We start from the raw sequence: 17,987 nt of genomic DNA, 5'->3' as shown, positions 1-17,987 counted from the left end.
GTCGTGGGACGGCAGCCAATGGCTGGCGCAGACCTGAAACCGGCCCGTCGGCGGTCCCTCCGTTTCGATATCCTGACCCCCGGCAACGAAAAAGGGGCGGGGTGACGACCATCGTCACCCCGCCCCTTTCGTATCGATAGTCCCGTCCGATTACTCGGCGGCGACGGCGCCCTTTGCCGGCCGCGGGTCGCGGCGTTCGGCGATGCGGGCTGCCTTGCCGGTGCGGCCGCGCAGATAGTACAGCTTCGCACGACGGACGACGCCCTTGCGGACGACTTCTATCGAATCGATGTTCGGCGAATAGAGCGGGAAAACGCGCTCTACGCCCTCACCGAAGCTCATCTTCCGCACGGTGAAGGACGATCCCATGCCGCGATTCGCGCGGGCGATGCAGACGCCTTCGTAATTCTGGACGCGGGTGCGCTCGCCTTCGACCACGCGGACGCCGACCTTCAGCGTATCACCGGGGCGGAATTCGGGGATCGCGCGCTTGGCGGTCAGCTTTTCGATCTGCTCGGCTTCGAGCTGCTGGATCAGGTTCATGTGCGTCTACCTTCTTCGCGCCGCGCGCCAGAGGGAGGATCGACCCGAGCGCCCTCATGGCGCTCCCAAAGGTCCGGCCTCCGTAGCCGTGTATCGGTCTCGGCCATCGACTTTCGCCAGGCCGCGATCCTTGCATGATCCCCCGATCGCAGCACTTCGGGGATCGTGCGCCCTTCCCACATTTGCGGTCGGGTATAATGCGGATATTCGAGGAGGCCGCTTTCGAAGCTTTCCTCGTCCCCGCTGGAAGCCGCGCCCATTACGCCGGGAAGCAGCCGAACGCAAGCGTCGAGCAGCACCAGCGCCGCCATTTCCCCGCCCGACAGCACGTAGTCGCCGATCGACACTTCCTCGATCTGGCGCGCGTCGAACAGGCGTTCGTCGAAACCCTCGAACCGGCCGCACAGGATGATCGCGCCGGGGCCGGTCGCGAGACCGCGAATGCGGGCTTGTGTCAGTGGCTTTCCGCGCGGGGTCATCGCGAGGATCGAGCGGTCCTGCGGCTGGGCGTCCAGCGCGGCGGCGACGATATCGGCGCGGAGCACCATCCCTGCCCCGCCGCCCGCGGGCGTATCGTCGACGGTCCGGTGCCTGTCGGTCGCGAAGTCGCGGATGTTGACCGCATCGAGCGACCATTTTCCCTCGGCCAGCGCGCGTCCGGCGATGCTGTGGCCAAGCGGGCCGGGAAACATGTCGGGGTAGAGCGTCAGGATCGTCGCGGCGAAGGTCATTGGTGTGGTGCGACGGTAAAGCGCAGTTCCTGGATCGTCGGCTGATCGGTCGGGGCGAGCAGAATCGAGCCGTTCACGTCGGCGGTCGCGCATTTCCAGGTGAAGCGGCCCGCCATCGCGGTGGTCGGCTCGATCGGCGCGCTCGTGTCGCACGCGCCGGTCTGGCCTTGCAGTCGCGTCAGTTCGGCCTTCCAGTTGGCGGCTGGGCGATCCATCAGGAAATTCATCGCCAGCGATGGGCGGGCGGCCGCCACATCGCCAGCGCGCCAGATCGTCTGAGTCGCAGTGTAGGCGGCTTTGACGCGGGGGCTGAGCGGAACGGCTCGCGGCGTCAGCAGCCCCGCCGCCTTCATCGTCCGCAGCGCCTCGTAAGCGGCAGGCGACGGCGCGCCATAGGTGCGGCTGGAGAAAGCGAACACGCCGATCCCTGCCTCCGGTACCAGCATCACGACCGATCCGTAGCCCGGATAACCGCCGGTATGCGTGACGTAGGACAGGTCGCAATCGGTGACGACCTGCCACCCCATCGCGTAGCTGTTCGTGCGCGGGCACGCCGGGCCGAGCGCGGCCGGACGCGGGGCGACGACTGTGAAGTTCGATCCCTGCACGATCTCCCTCACGGTCGATCGCTTCAGCGGTCCCTTCTCGGCATCATCGCGCGCGGGCCACGCGGAGAGCAGCCATGCGACGTATTTCGCATAATCACTGGCGGTCGTCTCCACCCCGCCCATCGCACCGAATGCGCCATCCGCCATGTCGGGTTCGCGGACGAAGCGTTCGTTTTCCCAGCGATAGCCGATCGCCCGGCTGCCAGCCGGGCTTTTCGCGATGTCGTAGCCGGTAGAGTTCATACCGAGCGGGGCCATGATCCGGTCGCGGATATATTGCTGGTACGGCTTGCCCGAGACGTTGGTCACGATCCGGCCAAGCGTGGCGTAGCCGAAGTTCGAATATTCCATCGCCGATTGCGGGGCGCGGCTGAACGGGACGCCCGCCGCCAGCATCTTCGTGAAGTCCGCCTCTGGCAGCGATTGCTGCCGGTCGCCCCAGGGATTGTCGTCGACGAACCCGGCAACATGGTTCAGCAGGTCGCGGACGCGGATCTTCGAGCTGTCGGCGGTCGGATACTTCCACCCACGCAGTTCGGGGACGTAGGTTTCGGCGGGCGCATCGAGCGACAGCTTGCCCTGGTCCCGCAGGTCGAGGATCGCGAGGGCGGTGAACGCCTTCGACATCGACGCGATGCGGAACCGCGTATCGGCGTCGACCGCGCGCCCGCCGTCCAGATCGCGCACGCCCTTTCCGCCCGTCGCGATCAATTTTCCGTCCGCGACGATGCCCCAGACGAGGCCGGGCGCGTGCTGCGCGTCGGCCCACGCCTCGAACCCGCGCCGGACCTGCTCGACGGTCGCCGCCTCCGGCGCGCGGGCCTGGGCCGGGACCGTCAGCATGATCAGCGCGACTGTCAGATATCGCATTCGGCCATCCCCTTTTGCGACCAGTTTTCGACGATCAGTCCCGGGACATCCGCGAAATGCCGTTCATTGTCGGTGACGACGGTAAGCCCGTGGGAAAGGGCATGCGCTGCGATCAGCCGATCGTAGCTGGCGCGCTTGAAGGGCAACGACGCGTAGGCAAGCGCCGCCTTGTAGTCGAAACTCAAGACCTGCACCTCCTCGACGAACGCGCGAAGCTGATCGAATGCCGGAGGACGTTCACGCACCGAACCGTAAGCAACCTCGGCATACGCGATGGCGGAGGTCACCATGTCGCCTTCGTCGCACGCGGCGGCGCGGCGAATCACGCCGTCATCAGCGTTCATGACCAATGCGATGATGACGTTGCTGTCCAAGAGATATTTCACCGCCCGACGTCCGGATCCGATTCTCTCACCGGTTCATCTTCGAACAGCCTATCTTCATCACTGAGAAATCGCAGATCGTGCGCTGATCCCGCCACCTTACCGATGTTGAATTTGCGCTTCGTCGGCTCGATCGGCGTAAGATACAAGGCGTCGTCATTTTCAACGTCGAGGTCCATTTCGGCACCTGGCTTCAGACCCAAAGCGGCAGGAAGCCGCACCGCTACCGAATTGCCTGATTTGAAGACTTTTACGCGATAATGCTTACGCTCACCCGCTTTGAGCCAAGGCATTGACCCATAAACACGATCCAACTGCGTTTGCCGCCCCGACTCCTCGTTCGATGATCCCTCCGCCATCCGATCCTCCGTATCTACATAATGTATATACATACGGATTCGGCGATCGCAAGGAACCTCTCGCCCCGTCGTCGCTTGGCGCACGATCATGGACGATTGCATCATCATCGGCGCGGGGCCGGCCGGGCTGACCGCGGCGATCTATCTGGCGCGGTTTCACCTGTCGATCCGGCTGTTCGATGCAGGTGACAGCCGGGCGGCGTTGATCCCGACCAGCCATAACCATGCGGGCTTTCCTGACGGCGTCGGCGGGACCGAACTGCTCGCGCGGATGCTGGAGCAGGCGGAATTGTATGGTGCGGTGCGCGAGCAGGCGAAGGTTACCGCGCTTACGGTAACGGATGAAGGCTTCGCGGTTCGCGTGGGCGATCGCGCCTACGCCGCGCGCACCGTCCTGCTGGCGACCGGCGTGGTGAATCACCGTCCCGATATCGACCCCGACTTGCACGATCGCGCGCTGGCGCTTGGGGCGTTGCGCTATTGTCCGATCTGCGACGCGTATGAGGTCACCGACCAAAGTGTCGGGGTTATCGGCACGGGCGATCACGGCACGCAGGAGGCGCTGTTCCTGCGCGGTTATACGAAGAACGTGACGCTGATCGCACCCGGGGCGGAGCATATGCTCGATGAAGCCTGCGCAGCGAAGCTCGACGAAGCAGGGATCGTTCGCGTCGACGGGCCGTGCGGCGGCTATGCGCTGGACGGCGAGCGGCTGGCGCTGGACACCGCGCGCGGGCGGATGACGTTCGATAGCGTCTATCCCGCGCTCGGCTCGCGCATCCGGTCCAGACTGGCGGTGGCGGCGGGGGCGAAAGCGGACAAGGACGGATGCCTGGAGGTCGATCACCACCAGCGGACCAGCATCCCCGACCTGTTCGCGGCGGGCGACGTGGTGAAAGGGCTGGATCAGATCAGCAATGCGATGGGCCAGGCCGGGGTCGCCGCGACGACGATCCGCAACCTGCTCGACGATCAGCGCCCGATCCGGCGCTGACGCGGTTATTCGACGAACGCCGCGTCCACGACGAGCAGTTCCGCGCTCCATTCAGGCACCGCGGCCATCGGGGTCATGAAACGCTTGCCAGTATCGCGTTCGATCTCGATCACGTCACCGGCGCCGAAATTCTCTATCGCGACGACACGACCGAGCGCGGTCCCGTCAGTCGACACCGCGGGCAGCCCCAACAAATCGGCGTGGTAATACTCGCCCTCGGCGAGCGGCGGCAACGCGCTGCGCGGGACCGACAATTCGGTTCCGCGCATGGCCTCCGCCGCGTTACGATCGCGCACCTCGGCGAAGCGTGCGATCGCGCCATTGCCACCGTGGCGCAACGACGTCAGCGTCAGCGCGCCCTGGTTGAACGATCGGTGCGGCGTCAGGTCTTCGGCGAAGACCTTCAGCCGCACCTCTCCCGCAATGCCATGCGCGCCGATGACGACGGCCAGCGTGACGGGAGCATCGTTCGGCATCAGCCCTCGGCCGGGGCCTGGGCGCTCTTGCCCTCGGCGGTTTCGGCGCTGTCGCCGGCATCGCTGTCGGGTGTCGCTTCGTTCGCGGTTGCTTCTTCTGCCGGGGCAGCGGCGGGCGCTTCCGCTACGGCTTCCTCGACGGGCGCTTCCTCGGCGAGCGCTTCGGCGACCGGCTCAGGCGCAGGCTCAGCGGCCTTGGCGGCGGCAGCGGCCTTCGCCTCTGCGGCGGCTTCCTCGGCGGCCTTCACCTTCTCGGCGCGCTCGTCTGCACGTTCGGTCGCCTTTTCACCGGGCTTGCCCTTGTTCGGGTTGTTGCGCGCGGGGCGCTCCTTGATCCCGGCAACGTCCAGGAAGCGCGCGACACGGTCGGTCGGCTGCGCGCCGACGCTCAACCAATGCTTCGCGCGGTCGCCGTCGAGCACGACGCGCTTCTCGTCGTCCTTCGACAGGAGCGGATTGTAGTTGCCGATCTTCTCGATGAACTTGCCGTCACGCGGGCTGCGCGCGTCGGCGACGACGATGCGGTAGTACGGACGCTTCTTGGAGCCGCCACGCGACAGGCGAATGCTGAGTGCCATTGGTAGATTTTCCTTCTTCGTATTTGTAGACGTTGATTGTTTTTTGGGGTTATTTCTTGCCGAACTTGCCGAAGCCGGGAGGCAGGCCCTGACCGCCGGGAAGTCCCGGAAGCCCGCCGCCGCCCTTGCCGAGGATATCGCCGAGGTCAGGACCGCCGATCGCATTGCCGATGCCGCCCAGACCACCGCCCATGCCGCCCTTGCCCAGCATCGCCATCATGCCCTTTATCCCGCCCATCTTGCGGATCTTCTTCATCGCGCTGGACATTTCCATGTGCATCTTCAGCAGCTTGTTGACATCCTGCACGTTCGTTCCGCTGCCCTTGGCGATGCGGATCTTGCGCTTGGCGTTGATGAGTTCGGGTTTGCCGCGCTCCTTGGGCGTCATCGACCCGATCATCGCATCCATATGGACCAGGATCTTCTCGTCGACCGCGCCGTTCGCCATCGCGGCCTGCGCCTTCTTCATGCCCGGCATCATGCCCGCCAGCGCGCCGAGGCCGCCCATGCGGCGCATCTGAGCCAACTGCCCGCGCAAGTCGTTCATGTCGAACTGACCCTTGGCCAGCCGCGACGCCATGCGTTCGGCGTCCTCCTGCTGGATCGATTCGGCGGCGCGCTCGACCAGCGACACGACGTCGCCCATGCCGAGGATGCGGCCCGCGACGCGGCCGGGATGGAACGCCTCCAGCGCATCCATCTTTTCGCCCGTGCCCGCGAACTTGATCGGCTTGCCGGTGACCGCGCGCATCGACAAAGCCGCGCCGCCGCGAGCATCGCCGTCCATGCGGGTCAGCACCACGCCGGTCAGCGGCACCTGATCGGAGAAATTCTGCGCGACGTTGACCGCGTCCTGCCCGGTCAGCGAATCGACGACGAGCAGGATTTCCTGCGGACGGCTGACGTCGGCGACCGCCTTCATCTCGTCCATCAGCGCCTGATCGACGTGCAGGCGGCCCGCGGTGTCGAGCATCAGGACGTCGTAGCCCTGCAGCTTCGCCGCCTGCAGCGCGCGCCGCGCGATGTCGACCGGCTGCTGCCCGGCGACGATCGGCAAGGTCGCGACCTCGACCTGTACACCCAGCGTCGCAAGCTGTTCCTGCGCGTTCGGGCGATTGACGTCGAGCGACGCCATCAGCACCTTCTTGCGGTCGCGTCCCGCCAAACCCTGAGCAAGCCGTTTCGCGATCTTCGCGGTGGTCGTCGTTTTGCCCGACCCCTGCAGACCGACCATCATGATGACGGCGGGCGGGGTGACGCCGAGTTCAAGCTCGACCGCCTGATCGCCGCTGTCCCCGCCGAGCATCTCGACGAGCGCATCGTTGACGATCTTGACGACCTGTTGCCCCGGCGTGACCGAGCGCAGCACGTTCTGCCCGATCGCCTTTTCGGTCGCATCGTCGACGAATTTGCGCGCAACGGGCAGCGCCACGTCGGCTTCGAGCAGTGCGACGCGCACCTCGCGCATCGCCGCGCGCACGTCCGCCTCGGTCAGCGCGCCACGGCCGCGCAACCGATCGAACACACCGCCAAGACGATCGCTCAGGCTATCGAACATCGACAAACTCCATCCGCCCGAAAGCCCAAACGCAAAAGCGCCAGCGGGCGAAACCTCGCCGGCCAGCGTGCGCCCCGGAGCATCTGCTCATGCGCGTGTCTTTGCGTTCTTTGTCGGAACGTGGCCGGGCCAATAGCCGAGACGCGGCAAAAGGGCAAGCCGCGCGCCTTAACCGCTTCTAAATCGCGCCGTGCGACATGGTGATTCAGTATCGCCAAAGGATTGACAATGGCCGCGTATCCAGCCGGTGGAGGAGCGAAGAACAGAGCGAACGCGATCGTGGCGATCACCGCCGTCGCCATCGTGATGTTTGTCGCAATCGGCAGCACCGTCCTGTCGACGGTCCTGAAACAAGTTTCCGGAGGCGACGCGCATCTCGACCGGCTGCTGGTCGTGGCGCTGGTCCTCAATATCGCGCTGATCCTGCTCGGCTGGCGGCGTCACCGCGACTTGTTGAGCGCGTTCGTTCCGAAGGGCGCCGTGGAGGCGCGCGCGCGCGAAATAGCATCGCGTGATTCGCTGACCGGATTCCTGACCCGCCGCAGTCTGGCCGAGGACGGCGCGGCGTTGCTGGCGAACGTGCGGCGGCGGCGCAAGGCGGTCGCGATGCTGATGCTCGACCTCGATCATTTCAAGGGCGTCAACGACCTGCACGGCCATGCGGTCGGCGACGCCTTGCTGGTGCGGGTCGCGGGCGAGATCGCCGACGCGATGCCGCCGCAGGCGCTGGTCGCGCGGCTGGGCGGCGACGAATTTGCGTGTTGCATCGTGTTCGATCCGAATCATCCCGAGACGGTCGACCGCGTCGCCGAACGCATCGTCAGCCGGCTCGGCCAGCCGTTCCGCGCCGAGGGTCAGCATCTCCACGTTTCCGCGTCGCTCGGGGTCGCGCGATCCGATTTCGAGGACAGCACGATCGACGCGCTGATGCGATCCGCCGACATCGCGATGTATGCCGCCAAGAAGGCCGGGCGGAACCGCTATGTCTGGTTCGACCGCGCGATGGAACAGGCGCTGCGCAGCCGTTCGGAGCTGGAAGCGGGGCTGCGCGACGCCATTCCCAAGGGTCAGGTGGTTCCCTGTTTCGAACAGCAGATCGATCTGGGCAGCGGCCGCCTGACCGGGTTCGAGGTGCTGGCGCGGTGGGAGCATCCGACGCGCGGCCATATCGGCCCCGACAAGTTCATCCCGATCGCCGAGGAATGCGGCCTGATCGCCGATCTGTCGTTGTCGATCATGCAGCAGGCGTTCACCGCCGCGCGCGACTGGCAGGCGGATCTGACGCTGTCGGTCAACATCTCGCCGATCCAGTTGCGCGACGCGTGGTTACCGCAGAAGATCATCAAGCTGCTGACCGAAACGGGCTTCCCTGCGCACCGGCTGGAGATCGAGATCACCGAAAGCGCGTTGTTCGACAACCTCGCGCTCGCGCAGTCGATCGTCGGCAGCCTGAAGAACCAGGGCATCCGCATCGCGCTCGACGATTTCGGAACGGGTTATTCGAGCCTGGCGCACCTTCGCGCGCTGCCGTTCGACCGGATCAAGATCGACAAGAGCTTCGTCACCTCGATCGTCGACAATCCCGAAAGCGCCGCGATCGTCACCGCGATCGCGCGGTTGGGCGACAGCCTGAACCTGCCTGTCACCGCCGAGGGGATCGAGGACGCGGCGATCCAGGACAGGCTGCGCGCGATCGGTTGCGCGAAGGGACAAGGATATCTTTACGGGATGCCGCTGACGGTCGCCAACGTCCGTCGCCTGCTCGCCGAGCGCCGGATGCTGGCGAGCCAGACAGCCGAGGCGGAGCCTACCAGCCGGCGTCTGGCTGGCTGAGATAGTCCAGTTCGTCCGGCGTCGAGATCCGTCCCAATGCCGCGTTGCGCGATGGGTAGCGGCCGAAGCGTTCAATGACGGCGGCGTGGTCGCGCGCGAATTTCAGATTGTTGGCGATGCCGAGTTGCTCGAGTTTCGTGACGCTCAACGCCTGTAGCGGGGCATCCTCCGCGTGCATCAGCGGCATGTAGACGAAAGCACGCCGGTCGGGCGGGAGACGCACATCCCAGCCGCGATCGATCGCTAGCAGCGTTAGGGACACCGCCAGATCATCAGCCTCGAATGCGCGCAGCGTATCGCGGTGGATGTTGCGCGAGAATTGATCGAGCAGGATGATCGCGGCGAGCAGCGTATCGGGATCGTCGCTCCAGTCCTTGGCGTCATTCTCGAAGACCTCGTCCCGCAATTTGCCGAAACGCGTGGTGATTTCGCGGTCCAGCGCCGCGTCCTTCGCGAAATGCTGTTCCTCGGTCAGCCCGAACCAGAAGTCGAGCACGGCCCGCGCCTGTGCGTGGACTTCGCTGTCGGTCATCCCTAGATCGCTTGCCATGTTGCCTCCCCTCGGCCCCGACGTCATCACGCTGGGCTGTCGCCTGAACATCGCCGAAAGCGAAACGATCCGCGGTGCGCTGGGCGAGCGGCGCGACGTGGTGGTCGTCAACAGTTGCGGCGTGACGAACGAAGCGGTGAAGCAGACCCGCGCCGCGATCCGCCGCGCGCGGCGTGGCCGGCCGGGGTCGGAGCTGGTCGTGACGGGTTGCGCGGCGGAGATGGACCGCGCTTCGTTCGCGGCGATGCCTGAGGTCGATCGGGTAGTCGGGAACACGGCGAAATTGCTGCCCGCGACCTGGGGCGGCTTTCCCAACGCGCTGCCCCCACGCCGTCATGCACGTGCGTTCGTCGGGGTGCAGAATGGGTGCGATCATGCCTGTACGTTCTGTGCGATTCCTTCGGGGCGAGGCGCGAGCCGATCAGATCCTGTGGGCGAGGTGGTTTATCGCATCGCCGGGCTGGTGGAGGCGGGGCACAAGGAGGTAGTGCTGAGCGGGGTCGACCTGACCAGCTACGACGACCGCGGGATCACGCTGGGCGGCCTGATCGAGCGCATCCTGCGCGACGTCCCTGCCCTGCCCCGGCTACGGCTGTCCTCGCTCGACACGATCGAGATCGATGACCGCCTCTTCGACCTGCTGACCGGCGAGGTGCGGGTGATGCCGCATCTGCATTTGTCGCTGCAGGCGGGGGACGATCTGATCCTGAAACGCATGAAGCGACGCCACTTGCGCGCCGACGCGGTGCGGATTGTCGAGCGGCTCAAGGCGAAGCGCGACATCGCGATTGGGGCAGACCTGATCGCGGGCTTTCCGACCGAGGATGCGGCGATGTTCGCGAACACGCGGGCGCTGCTCGACGATTGCGACATCGTTCATGCGCATGTGTTTCCCTATTCGGCGCGTGCGGGGACGCCCGCGGCCCGGATGCCGCAAGTCGCGCCCGAGGTGCGGCGGGAGCGAGCCACGGTGTTGCGTGAAGCGGCGGCAGCGCGGAAGCGGCGTTGGCTGAGCGGCTTGGTCGGGACGACGCAGGCGGTTGTCGTCGAGAAGCCCGGCGACCGCGGCCATTCACCGGGCTTCGCCGAAATCCGTATCGACGCCCCATTGTCGGTCGGTTCACTCGCCCACCTGCGCATCGCCTCGGTCGACGACGCCCATCTCATCGGAACCCTTTCATGAGCACTTCCTGGCACGACAAATTGCTCGGCGGCTTCAAGCGTACGTCGGATCGGTTGGTCGGAAATCTCGCGGGGCTCGGCACCGCGCGGCTCGACGAGGCGACGCTCGACGATATCGAGGAGGCGCTGATCGCGTCCGATCTCGGCCCGCAGACTGCGGGGAAGATCCGCGGGCGGCTGGCGGAGGGCAGTTTCGAGCGCAACATGGAGGAACTCGGCATCCGGCTGGTGGTGGCGGAGGAGGTCGAGAAGGTATTGCGGCAGGTCGCGACGCCGATCGCGATCGAGGCGTTTCCGCGGCCGCAGGTGATCCTTGTGATCGGCGTCAACGGCAGCGGCAAGACGACGACCATCGCCAAGCTGGCGCATCTGTTCATGGAACAGGATTACGGGGTGATGCTGGCTGCGGGCGACACGTTCCGCGCCGCCGCGATCGGGCAGTTGCGCACCTGGGCCGACCGCGTGGGCGTTCCGATCGTCACTGGCCCGGAGGGCGGCGACGCGGCGGGCGTGGTGTGGGATGCGGTGAAGAAGGCGACCGAGACCGGCATCGACGTGCTGATCGTCGACACCGCCGGACGACTGCAGAATAAGCGCGAACTGATGGACGAACTGGCGAAGATTCGCCGCGTGCTGGGGCGGATCAATCCGGCGTCTCCGCATGACGTGGTGCTGGTGCTGGATGCGACGACGGGGCAAAATGCGCTCCAGCAGATCGAGGTTTTCAAGGAAGTGGCGGGCGTCACCGGGCTTGTCATGACCAAGCTGGACGGGACCGCGCGCGGCGGCGTGCTGGTCGCGGCGGCGGAGAAGTACGGGTTGCCGATCCATGCGATCGGGGTCGGCGAGGGGATGACCGATCTCCGCCCGTTCGATGCGAATGAGGTCAGCCGGATCATCGCCGGGGTGGATGATCGGCAGAGCTGAATCTTCGGCATCGGCACACTTGCCGCACTGGCGGGTTACGATCACATCGACATCGAAACTGGACCCCGGCCTGCGCCGGGGTGGTAAAGGACGCTATGACCGACACCCGCCCCGCCCCCTCCACCGGCCTGCGCATGGCGATTGACTACGGACCGCTTGCAATCTTCTTCGCGGTGAACTTCCTCACTCCTGGGCCTGCGCTGGCGCGGGTGCTGGCGGCGACGGGGGCGTTCATGGTGGCGACGATCGTCGCGATGATCGTGAGCCGGGTGAAGACCGGGCATATCTCGGCGATGTTATGGTTGTCGGGCGCGCTGGTGTTGGTGTTCGGCGGGCTGACGCTGTATTTCCACGACGAGACGTTCCTGAAGATGAAGCCGACGATCGTCTATGCGATGTTCGCCGCCATCCTGGCGTTCGGGCTGGCTACTGGTCGTCCGCTGCTTCAGGGATTGCTGGGCGCGGCCTATCCGGGGTTGAGCGGCGAAGGCTGGCGCAAGCTGACGCGCAACTGGGCGCTGTTCTTTCTGTTCATGGCGGTGCTGAACGAGATCGTCTGGCGATCGACGACATGGGACGTGTGGGTTTCGTTCAAATTGTGGGGCGCAGTGCCGATGACGTTGGTGTTCGCGATGGCGAACGTTCCGATGCTGATGCGGCATGGGCTGAAACTGGGCGAGGATGCGCCGCCGGTGCCGCCCTCGGCGTAACGTAATTCCTCCCCGGCACGGGGAGTGGGATCATCGAAGCTGATGGAGGGGGCTTGCCGCAAAGACATCGCCCGCAGCCAGCCCCCTCCGTCAGCCTACGGCTGCCGCCCCCCCCGTGCCGGGGAGGATTTGCGTTACGCGGCGTCGAAGCGCTTGCCGGCTTCGTCCCAGTTCACGACGTCCCACCATGCCTTGAGATAGCCGGGGCGGTCGTTCTTGTAGGTCAGGTAATAAGCGTGTTCCCACACGTCGTTGCCGAGGATCGGGGTGCCCTTTTCCTTGGCGTCGTCCATCAGTGGATTGTCCTGGTTCGGGGTCGAGGTGACCTTCAGCGCGCCGCCCGCATCCTTGATGACCCACGCCCAGCCCGAGCCGAACTGGCCCGCGCCCTTGGTGTTGAAATCTTCCTTCAGCTTGTCCAGCCCGCCGTAGGTTTCGATGGCGTCGGCCAGCGCGCCTGACGGCTTCGTCGAACCCTTGGCGGCCATGATTTTCCAGAAGAAATCGTGGTTCCAGAAACCGCCACCATTGTTGCGGACGAGCGGAGGAAGGGTCGAGATCATGCCGAGGATGTCCTCGATCGACTTGCCCTCCAGCTTGGGATCGGCAGCGACGCCTTCGTTCAGTTTGGCGGTGTAGGCGGCGTGGTGCTTGTCGTGGTGGAAGGTCATCGTTTCCTTCGAGATGACCGGCTCCAGCGCGTCATAATCGTACGGCAGCGGGGGAAGTTCGAACGCCATGGGAATCTCCTGTGGATGTTGGCGAAGGTAACGCGGAACGGGCCTAAACGCTCCGTGATCGTTACGCCACCGTTCCGATTAGATCATGACGACGGAGCGCGTGGCGAAGCTGGTCGTAGCTGAGGCCCAGCGCCTCTGCGGTGGCGCGCTGGTTGAAGCGGTGGTCGGCGAGTGCCCGGGTCAGCATGTCGCGTTCGAATTGCGCGACGCGGGATTTGAAATCCGACGGACCGACGTCGCAGGCCGCAACCTCGTCCCCGTTGTTGTCGGATGTTTGCACTGCCGGTGCCGAAGTTGGCACTGACGTGCCCGGACGGTACGGCGATGTGAACGGGTCGAATTCGATCCGCTCGATCGGATCGTCGGCGTCCCAGCGATAGACCGCGCGTTCGACGACGTTGCGGAGTTCGCGCACGTTGCCCGGCCAGCGATAGTCGCGCAGCGCCTCCTGCGCCTCTGGCGCGAAGCCGGGAAAGCTGTCCCAGCCCAGTTCGGCCGCCATGCGGCGCGCGAAATGGTCGGCGAGGATGAGGATGTCGGATTTACGTGCGCGCAGCGGGGGCAGCGTCACGACCTCGAACGAGAGACGATCGAGCAGGTCGGCGCGAAATTCGTGACGGTCGACCTTGTCGGGAAGGTGTTCATTGGTCGCCGCGACGATACGCACATCGACGCGGGTGGCGCGCGACGATCCGATGCGGTGGATCTCGCCATATTCGACTGCGCGCAGCAGCCGTTCTTGTGCGCCCATCGACAAGGTGCCGAGTTCGTCGAGGAAGAGCGTGCCGCCGTCGGCCTCCTCGAACCGCCCGACCCGCGCCTTCGTCGCACCGGTGAACGCGCCCGCCTCATGCCCGAACAATTCGGCTTCGATCAGCGTTTCGGGCAGTGCGGCGCAGTTCATGATAACCAGCGGCTGGTCCCAGCGTGGGCTGAGGCGGTGGAGGCGTTCGGCGACCAGTTCCTTACCCGTGCCGCGCTCGCCGATCACCAGCACCGGGCGGTCGAGCGCCGCGGCGCGGCTGGCACGTTCCAGCGCGTCGAGGAACGCGCCCGATTGCCCGATGACCTGAGTCGCCCGCTCCATTCCCAACGATTGGCGCAATTCCCCAACGCTTGGCAAGATGAGAAACGCATCGAGACCGAAACGATCGCACGAAACGACGCAAATCCGCCGTTTTCCGAATTGGCACGCACCCTGCAGAGCATCGTGCAACCTGCCAAGGAGCGGTTGCTAAAGTTCAGGAAAAGAGGAGTTTCGCCATGATCAAGTTCGAGAACATCGGCCGCACGCTTGCCGCCATCGCCTGCACACTGGTTCTCAGCACCACGATGGTGCTGGGCGCGGTAGGCCCGGCAGCGGCGAACAACGCGCCGGCGAAGATCGTTCGCGCGATTGCGTGAACGGGGCCGCCGGGGTGGCGCTGATCCCTCGCCCTGCCCCGGCGGTCAGTATATAAAGGGCCCGTCCTACAGGAGTTTCGTGAATGGGCATTTTTTCCCGCACCCGCGACATCGTCGCCGCCAACATGGCCGAACTGCTTGAGAAAGCGGAAGACCCGGCCAAGATGATCCGCATGATCATCCTGGAGATGGAGGAGACGCTGGTCGAGGTGCGCGCGTCCGCCGCGCGCACCATCGCCGACAGCAAGGAGATGCGGCGCCATATCGCCAAGCTGGAAGGCCTGGAGGTCAACTGGACCGAAAAGGCCGAGCTGGCGCTGTCGAAGGACCGCGAGGATCTGGCCAAGGCCGCGCTGGTCGAACGCCAGAAGGCGACCGACATGGCCGATCAGCTTCGCGCCGAGGTGAAGGTGCTAGACGATGCGTTGCGCAGTTCGGAGGAAGACATCGGCAAGCTGCAGTCGAAGCTCCGCGAGGCCCGCACGAAGCAGAACGGCATCGCGACGCGGCTGGAAAGCGCGAACAACCGCAGCCGCCTGCGCGAAATGTGGAACGGGCCGAAGACGCACGAGGCGTTCAGCCGGTTCGACGTGCTGGAACGCCGCGTGGACGAGGCCGAAGGCCGCGCCGATGCGATGGGCCTGGGCGCGCTGCCGAAGTCGCTGGACGAGGAAATCGCCGAACTGCGATCGAGCGAGCGCGTCGATGCGGACCTGGCGGCGCTGAAGGCGCGGCTGAACAAGAATAACGAAGCTTAGGGATCAAAGAGATGGAAGACGTTCTCGTACCGATCATGGTCGTCGGAATGCTCTTCATCGGGCTGCCGTGGGTCATCCTCCACTATATGACGAAGTGGAAGCAGGCCCCGCGGATCACCGATGAGGATGAGAAACTGCTCGACGAGATGTTCAACCTCGCGCGCCGCCTGGAAGACCGTGTCAACACCGTCGAACGCATCGTCGCCGCCGACAATCCCGAATTTCGCTCGCAGGTCGGCGATTACCGGCCACCAGCCGACTACCGGCTGGAAGACCAGAATCTGAGGAGGAACTGATGGCTGACAGCCGCACCAAATTCTACCTCGACCGCCAGAACCGCAAGTGGAAGGGCGTGTGTTCGGGGATCGCCGATTACACCGGCGTCGAAGTCCTCTGGGTCCGGATCGGATTGATCCTTCTGACGCTGGCGGGCGGGTTTCCGTGGACGCTGATCGCCTACATGCTGGTCGCCTGGATGGCACACGACAAGCCGATGGGCCTGTACGAGACGCCGGAGGACGCCAAATTCTGGCAGGGCGTCAGGTCCAACCCGAAGCGGTCGACCACCGAGGTCCGCAGCAAGTTTCGCGAACTCGACCGGCGCCTCGCCGACATCGAGACGCACTACACCAGCCGCAACACGCAGCTGGCCAATGAGATAGAGAGCCTGCGCTAAGCGCAGGCTCCACCAGGAGACGATCGATGCATTTTGGTGGACCGGGTTTCGTGCTGGCGATCATCGCGATCAGCACGATCGGTTGGGTGCTGACGACATGGATCCGCGCGAAGCACGGCTATCCGGTCGAAAACGAATGGAGCGGCGCGACGCATCGCGGCGACCCCGACGGCACGCGGAAGGTGCAGTTGCTGTCGAGCGAGAACGAGCGTCTGACCGGTCAGGTCAGCCGGCTGGAAGAGCGGATCGCGGTGCTGGAACGCATCGCCACCGATCCCGCCGAGCGGACCGCCCGCGAAATCGACGCGCTGCGCTGAATTCTGAAAGGATAGGATATGTCGCCCGAGAAACTTGCCATGTTGCAGACGCTGTTCCCGTTCATCGCGATCCTGGCGTCGCTGGGGATCGGCGGGTGGGTCATCACCACCTGGCTGCGGATCAAGAACGGTTACCCGCTCGACGGGCAATGGGGCCAGGCGCTGTATCCGAAGCGCGACGACGAGACGATCGAGCGCGTGAAGCTGCTGACGCAGGAGAACGCCGGGCTGCGCGCCGAACTCGGGTCGATCAAGGACCGGCTGCAGAACGTCGAGCGGATCGTGACCGACAGCGGGAATATGCTGAGCCACGAGATCGAAAACCTCCGCGACCGCGCGAACTGAGGGGCCGACATGCAGGACAAATACTGGTTCGTACTCGCCTTCTTCATGATCGTGGTCGGCCTGCCGGTGATCTTCGGCGTGGGCGGCGACATGTTCAAACGCTGGCTGAAGCACAAGGAGAAGCTGGCGGAGGCGCTGAACCACGAAACCGCGGAACGGGCGGCGCAATATGCGGCGCACACCGAGCGGCTGGAACAACGCGTTCGCGTACTGGAGCGGATCGCGACCGACAAGGGCGCCGATCTGTCCGACGAGATCGAACGGCTGCGCGAATTGCCCGGCCCGAACGCCCACCCGATCAACTGACTGTCTTTTCAAGGAGTACAGGAATGCCCTGGTCAGTCGCCCTCATGGTCATCGCGATCGTATTGATCGCCACGATCGGACGGATTTCAAAGGAACGTTACCGCGCGATGGGCCGCGCCGAGGTGCAGCCGATGGCTGGCCCGGACGCCGCCGCCGCGCGCGAGGAACTCCGCAAGCTGAAGGAGCGGGTCCAGGTACTGGAGCGCGTCATCACCGACGATCGCAAGAGCATCGATCTCGACCGTGAGATCGAGCGGTTGCGCGATAACTGATAGGAGGTTTGGCCGTGGCCGATCCCAATTTCTATCTCACCATGGCGTCCGCGGCGTTGGCGGGGCTGGCGATGCTGGTCTTTGCGGGCCTGTCGGGCTGGCGCGGCTGGCTGGAGCTGAAGCAGCGGCAGATCGTGACCGAGCATGACGTGCGGTCACCACAGCCGCCGAGCGCGACCGCGCGGATCGAGATCGCCGATCTGAAGGAGCGCATCCGCAAGCTGGAGGCGATCGCGGCGGGGGTGGATTTGTGAGCGGATCAAAACTCCTCCCCTGCAAGGGGAGGTGGCTCGCGAAGCGAGACGGAGGGGTGTCGACCTCTCGATAGGGTGATACCCCTCCGACGCTACGCGCCACCTCCCCTTGCAGGGGAGGATGAAGATGTCGCGTTAGTTGCCCCTGATGCCCGCACGCATTAATCGCCCCCCATGCCTGACGCTCCCCGCACGATCGCCGACATCCACGACGAATATGACTTCCTCGACGCCGACGACCGCTATCGCCTGCTGATCGAGCTGGGCCGCGCGCTGGAGCCGATGCCCGAGGCGCTGAAGACCGATGCGACGCTTGTGCGAGGGTGTTCGGCGTCGGTGTGGGTCTATCCCACGCGCGCCGACGCCGTTGGTTCAGAGGGGGGTGCGCTGCATTTCCTGGCGGACAGCAACGCCGCGATCACCAAGGGGATCATCGCGCTGGTGCTGGCGACGGTGCAGGATCGGACGCCCGCGGACATCCTGGAGACCGACATTGCGCGGGAACTGGCGCCGTTCGATCTGGGTAAACAGCTCAGCTCGAACCGGACGCAGGGCATCCCCAACATGATCGCGCTGATCCGAGAGACGGCAGGGCGGTATACCTCAGCCTAGC

The 17,987-nt window shown here is 65.2% G+C and carries 25 protein-coding genes and 1 pseudogene; 15 read left to right on the top strand and 11 right to left on the bottom strand.

Annotated elements, in window-relative coordinates; translation table 11 throughout:
• Nucleotides 1–150: 150 nt before the first annotated feature.
• The 5 genes from rplS to M0208_RS17655 are packed head-to-tail and all read right to left on the bottom strand — an operon-like array spanning nt 151 to nt 3,494.
• Complete coding sequence (gene rplS / locus M0208_RS17675; protein WP_258892978.1) at nt 151–543, bottom strand: 50S ribosomal protein L19; 393 nt, start codon at nt 541–543, stop codon at nt 151–153.
• Nucleotides 540–1,274 carry a tRNA (guanosine(37)-N1)-methyltransferase TrmD gene (trmD, locus tag M0208_RS17670; protein WP_258892977.1) on the bottom strand — a complete coding sequence of 245 codons (735 nt, stop codon included), beginning with the start codon at nt 1,272–1,274 and terminating at the stop codon, nt 540–542. Before trmD ends, rplS begins: the two co-directional genes overlap by 4 nt.
• Nucleotides 1,271–2,752, bottom strand: coding sequence for a serine hydrolase (locus tag M0208_RS17665; protein WP_258892976.1), 1,482 nt, complete (start codon nt 2,750–2,752; stop codon nt 1,271–1,273). Before M0208_RS17665 ends, trmD begins: the two co-directional genes overlap by 4 nt.
• The gene (locus M0208_RS17660; protein ID WP_258892975.1) at nt 2,740–3,138 is read right to left on the bottom strand and encodes a type II toxin-antitoxin system VapC family toxin; all 399 of its coding nucleotides are present in this window, start codon (nt 3,136–3,138) and stop codon (nt 2,740–2,742) included. Before M0208_RS17660 ends, M0208_RS17665 begins: the two co-directional genes overlap by 13 nt.
• On the bottom strand, nt 3,135–3,494 hold the full coding sequence (locus M0208_RS17655) for an AbrB/MazE/SpoVT family DNA-binding domain-containing protein (RefSeq protein WP_258892974.1): 360 nt from the start codon (nt 3,492–3,494) through the stop codon (nt 3,135–3,137). The genes M0208_RS17660 and M0208_RS17655 overlap by 4 nt, the downstream gene beginning before the upstream one ends.
• A gap of 88 nt (nt 3,495–3,582) precedes the next feature.
• Between M0208_RS17655 and M0208_RS17650 the strand changes: the two genes are divergently transcribed.
• Nucleotides 3,583–4,488 (top strand): NAD(P)/FAD-dependent oxidoreductase, encoded by a 906-nt coding sequence (locus tag M0208_RS17650; RefSeq protein ID WP_258892973.1) that lies wholly within the window; start codon nt 3,583–3,585, stop codon nt 4,486–4,488.
• A 5-nt stretch (nt 4,489–4,493) separates the two neighbouring features.
• On the opposite strand, the gene rimM is transcribed toward M0208_RS17650, so the two are convergent.
• From rimM to ffh, 3 genes and pseudogenes are all read right to left on the bottom strand, one after another.
• Nucleotides 4,494–4,964, bottom strand: coding sequence for a ribosome maturation factor RimM (gene rimM, locus M0208_RS17645; RefSeq protein WP_258892972.1), 471 nt, complete (start codon nt 4,962–4,964; stop codon nt 4,494–4,496).
• 104 nt (nt 4,965–5,068) lie between these two features.
• Nucleotides 5,069–5,542, bottom strand: a pseudogene (rpsP, locus tag M0208_RS17640) (30S ribosomal protein S16); the annotation flags it as partial.
• Nucleotides 5,543–5,591: 49 nt separating this feature from the next.
• Entirely contained in the window at nt 5,592–7,100 is a 1,509-nt protein-coding gene (gene ffh, locus M0208_RS17635) for a signal recognition particle protein (RefSeq protein ID WP_258892969.1), read from the bottom strand.
• A 228-nt stretch (nt 7,101–7,328) separates the two neighbouring features.
• Here ffh and M0208_RS17630 point away from each other — a divergent pair, with 228 nt between their 5' ends.
• Complete coding sequence (locus M0208_RS17630) at nt 7,329–8,933, top strand: bifunctional diguanylate cyclase/phosphodiesterase (protein WP_258892968.1); 1,605 nt, start codon at nt 7,329–7,331, stop codon at nt 8,931–8,933.
• On the opposite strand, the gene M0208_RS17625 is transcribed toward M0208_RS17630, so the two are convergent.
• Nucleotides 8,908–9,483, bottom strand: a complete 576-nt coding sequence (locus M0208_RS17625; protein ID WP_258892967.1) for a DUF924 family protein — start codon at nt 9,481–9,483, stop codon at nt 8,908–8,910. The genes M0208_RS17630 and M0208_RS17625 overlap by 26 nt on opposite strands.
• Here M0208_RS17625 and M0208_RS17620 point away from each other — a divergent pair.
• The 3 genes from M0208_RS17620 to M0208_RS17610 all read left to right on the top strand — a co-directional run bounded on the left by M0208_RS17620 (nt 9,482) and on the right by M0208_RS17610 (nt 12,302).
• Nucleotides 9,482–10,666 (top strand): MiaB/RimO family radical SAM methylthiotransferase, encoded by a 1,185-nt coding sequence (locus M0208_RS17620; protein ID WP_258892966.1) that lies wholly within the window; start codon nt 9,482–9,484, stop codon nt 10,664–10,666. The genes M0208_RS17625 and M0208_RS17620 overlap by 2 nt on opposite strands.
• Nucleotides 10,663–11,592 (top strand): signal recognition particle-docking protein FtsY, encoded by a 930-nt coding sequence (gene ftsY / locus M0208_RS17615; protein WP_258892965.1) that lies wholly within the window; start codon nt 10,663–10,665, stop codon nt 11,590–11,592. The genes M0208_RS17620 and ftsY overlap by 4 nt, the downstream gene beginning before the upstream one ends.
• A gap of 95 nt (nt 11,593–11,687) precedes the next feature.
• Nucleotides 11,688–12,302, top strand: coding sequence for a septation protein A (locus tag M0208_RS17610; RefSeq protein WP_258892964.1), 615 nt, complete (start codon nt 11,688–11,690; stop codon nt 12,300–12,302).
• Between the two features lie 134 nt (nt 12,303–12,436).
• Here M0208_RS17610 and M0208_RS17605 read toward each other — a convergent pair whose 3' ends face one another.
• Together M0208_RS17605 and pspF are read right to left on the bottom strand one after the other, a co-directional pair.
• Nucleotides 12,437–13,042 (bottom strand): superoxide dismutase, encoded by a 606-nt coding sequence (locus M0208_RS17605; RefSeq protein WP_258892963.1) that lies wholly within the window; start codon nt 13,040–13,042, stop codon nt 12,437–12,439.
• A 61-nt stretch (nt 13,043–13,103) separates the two neighbouring features.
• Entirely contained in the window at nt 13,104–14,129 is a 1,026-nt protein-coding gene (gene pspF / locus M0208_RS17600; protein ID WP_258892962.1) for a phage shock protein operon transcriptional activator, read from the bottom strand.
• A gap of 176 nt (nt 14,130–14,305) precedes the next feature.
• Between pspF and M0208_RS17595 the strand changes: the two genes are divergently transcribed.
• The 10 genes from M0208_RS17595 (at nt 14,306) to M0208_RS17550 (ending at nt 17,986) form a co-directional block, all read left to right on the top strand.
• Complete coding sequence (locus tag M0208_RS17595; protein WP_258892961.1) at nt 14,306–14,446, top strand: hypothetical protein; 141 nt, start codon at nt 14,306–14,308, stop codon at nt 14,444–14,446.
• 83 nt (nt 14,447–14,529) lie between these two features.
• Entirely contained in the window at nt 14,530–15,204 is a 675-nt protein-coding gene (pspA, locus tag M0208_RS17590; protein ID WP_258892960.1) for a phage shock protein PspA, read from the top strand.
• Nucleotides 15,205–15,215: 11 nt separating this feature from the next.
• Nucleotides 15,216–15,500 carry an envelope stress response membrane protein PspB gene (pspB, locus tag M0208_RS17585; RefSeq protein ID WP_258892959.1) on the top strand — a complete coding sequence of 95 codons (285 nt, stop codon included), beginning with the start codon at nt 15,216–15,218 and terminating at the stop codon, nt 15,498–15,500.
• Entirely contained in the window at nt 15,500–15,880 is a 381-nt protein-coding gene (pspC, locus tag M0208_RS17580; protein WP_258892958.1) for an envelope stress response membrane protein PspC, read from the top strand. The genes pspB and pspC overlap by 1 nt, the downstream gene beginning before the upstream one ends.
• A gap of 26 nt (nt 15,881–15,906) precedes the next feature.
• Nucleotides 15,907–16,197, top strand: coding sequence for a hypothetical protein (locus M0208_RS17575; protein ID WP_258892957.1), 291 nt, complete (start codon nt 15,907–15,909; stop codon nt 16,195–16,197).
• An 18-nt stretch (nt 16,198–16,215) separates the two neighbouring features.
• Nucleotides 16,216–16,542, top strand: a complete 327-nt coding sequence (locus tag M0208_RS17570) for a hypothetical protein (protein ID WP_258892956.1) — start codon at nt 16,216–16,218, stop codon at nt 16,540–16,542.
• A 90-nt stretch (nt 16,543–16,632) separates the two neighbouring features.
• On the top strand, nt 16,633–16,848 hold the full coding sequence (locus tag M0208_RS17565; RefSeq protein ID WP_408988160.1) for a hypothetical protein: 216 nt from the start codon (nt 16,633–16,635) through the stop codon (nt 16,846–16,848).
• A 23-nt stretch (nt 16,849–16,871) separates the two neighbouring features.
• Nucleotides 16,872–17,120 (top strand): hypothetical protein, encoded by a 249-nt coding sequence (locus M0208_RS17560; RefSeq protein WP_258892954.1) that lies wholly within the window; start codon nt 16,872–16,874, stop codon nt 17,118–17,120.
• A gap of 14 nt (nt 17,121–17,134) precedes the next feature.
• Complete coding sequence (locus M0208_RS17555) at nt 17,135–17,374, top strand: hypothetical protein (protein ID WP_258892953.1); 240 nt, start codon at nt 17,135–17,137, stop codon at nt 17,372–17,374.
• 174 nt (nt 17,375–17,548) lie between these two features.
• On the top strand, nt 17,549–17,986 hold the full coding sequence (locus M0208_RS17550; protein ID WP_258892952.1) for a SufE family protein: 438 nt from the start codon (nt 17,549–17,551) through the stop codon (nt 17,984–17,986).
• Nucleotide 17,987: the final 1 nt, after the last annotated feature.

It is taken from the genome of Sphingomonas sp. SUN019, assembly GCF_024758705.1.
Taxonomy (GTDB): Bacteria; Pseudomonadota; Alphaproteobacteria; order Sphingomonadales; family Sphingomonadaceae; genus Sphingomonas.
Note: the sequence above shows the minus strand (reverse complement) of the source record. Positions and strands in the feature narration are given on the sequence as shown.

Excerpts from the sequence above, each read along its gene's own strand:
- rplS (WP_258892978.1), bottom strand. The coding sequence starts at position 543 with ATGAACCTGATCCAGCAGCTCGAAGCCGAGCAGATCGAAAAGCTGACC.
- trmD (WP_258892977.1), bottom strand. The coding sequence starts at position 1,274 with ATGACCTTCGCCGCGACGATCCTGACGCTCTACCCCGACATGTTTCCC.
- M0208_RS17665 (WP_258892976.1), bottom strand. The coding sequence starts at position 2,752 with ATGCGATATCTGACAGTCGCGCTGATCATGCTGACGGTCCCGGCCCAG.
- M0208_RS17655 (WP_258892974.1), bottom strand. The coding sequence starts at position 3,494 with ATGGCGGAGGGATCATCGAACGAGGAGTCGGGGCGGCAAACGCAGTTG.
- M0208_RS17650 (WP_258892973.1), top strand. The coding sequence starts at position 3,583 with ATGGACGATTGCATCATCATCGGCGCGGGGCCGGCCGGGCTGACCGCG.
- rimM (WP_258892972.1), bottom strand. The coding sequence starts at position 4,964 with ATGCCGAACGATGCTCCCGTCACGCTGGCCGTCGTCATCGGCGCGCAT.
- ffh (WP_258892969.1), bottom strand. The coding sequence starts at position 7,100 with ATGTTCGATAGCCTGAGCGATCGTCTTGGCGGTGTGTTCGATCGGTTG.
- M0208_RS17630 (WP_258892968.1), top strand. The coding sequence starts at position 7,329 with ATGGCCGCGTATCCAGCCGGTGGAGGAGCGAAGAACAGAGCGAACGCG.
- M0208_RS17620 (WP_258892966.1), top strand. The coding sequence starts at position 9,482 with ATGTTGCCTCCCCTCGGCCCCGACGTCATCACGCTGGGCTGTCGCCTG.
- M0208_RS17625 (WP_258892967.1), bottom strand. The coding sequence starts at position 9,483 with ATGGCAAGCGATCTAGGGATGACCGACAGCGAAGTCCACGCACAGGCG.
- ftsY (WP_258892965.1), top strand. The coding sequence starts at position 10,663 with ATGAGCACTTCCTGGCACGACAAATTGCTCGGCGGCTTCAAGCGTACG.
- M0208_RS17610 (WP_258892964.1), top strand. The coding sequence starts at position 11,688 with ATGACCGACACCCGCCCCGCCCCCTCCACCGGCCTGCGCATGGCGATT.
- M0208_RS17605 (WP_258892963.1), bottom strand. The coding sequence starts at position 13,042 with ATGGCGTTCGAACTTCCCCCGCTGCCGTACGATTATGACGCGCTGGAG.
- pspF (WP_258892962.1), bottom strand. The coding sequence starts at position 14,129 with ATGGAGCGGGCGACTCAGGTCATCGGGCAATCGGGCGCGTTCCTCGAC.
- M0208_RS17595 (WP_258892961.1), top strand. The coding sequence starts at position 14,306 with ATGATCAAGTTCGAGAACATCGGCCGCACGCTTGCCGCCATCGCCTGC.
- pspA (WP_258892960.1), top strand. The coding sequence starts at position 14,530 with ATGGGCATTTTTTCCCGCACCCGCGACATCGTCGCCGCCAACATGGCC.
- pspB (WP_258892959.1), top strand. The coding sequence starts at position 15,216 with ATGGAAGACGTTCTCGTACCGATCATGGTCGTCGGAATGCTCTTCATC.
- pspC (WP_258892958.1), top strand. The coding sequence starts at position 15,500 with ATGGCTGACAGCCGCACCAAATTCTACCTCGACCGCCAGAACCGCAAG.
- M0208_RS17575 (WP_258892957.1), top strand. The coding sequence starts at position 15,907 with ATGCATTTTGGTGGACCGGGTTTCGTGCTGGCGATCATCGCGATCAGC.
- M0208_RS17570 (WP_258892956.1), top strand. The coding sequence starts at position 16,216 with ATGTCGCCCGAGAAACTTGCCATGTTGCAGACGCTGTTCCCGTTCATC.
- M0208_RS17565 (WP_408988160.1), top strand. The coding sequence starts at position 16,633 with ATGTTCAAACGCTGGCTGAAGCACAAGGAGAAGCTGGCGGAGGCGCTG.
- M0208_RS17560 (WP_258892954.1), top strand. The coding sequence starts at position 16,872 with ATGCCCTGGTCAGTCGCCCTCATGGTCATCGCGATCGTATTGATCGCC.
- M0208_RS17550 (WP_258892952.1), top strand. The coding sequence starts at position 17,549 with ATGCCTGACGCTCCCCGCACGATCGCCGACATCCACGACGAATATGAC.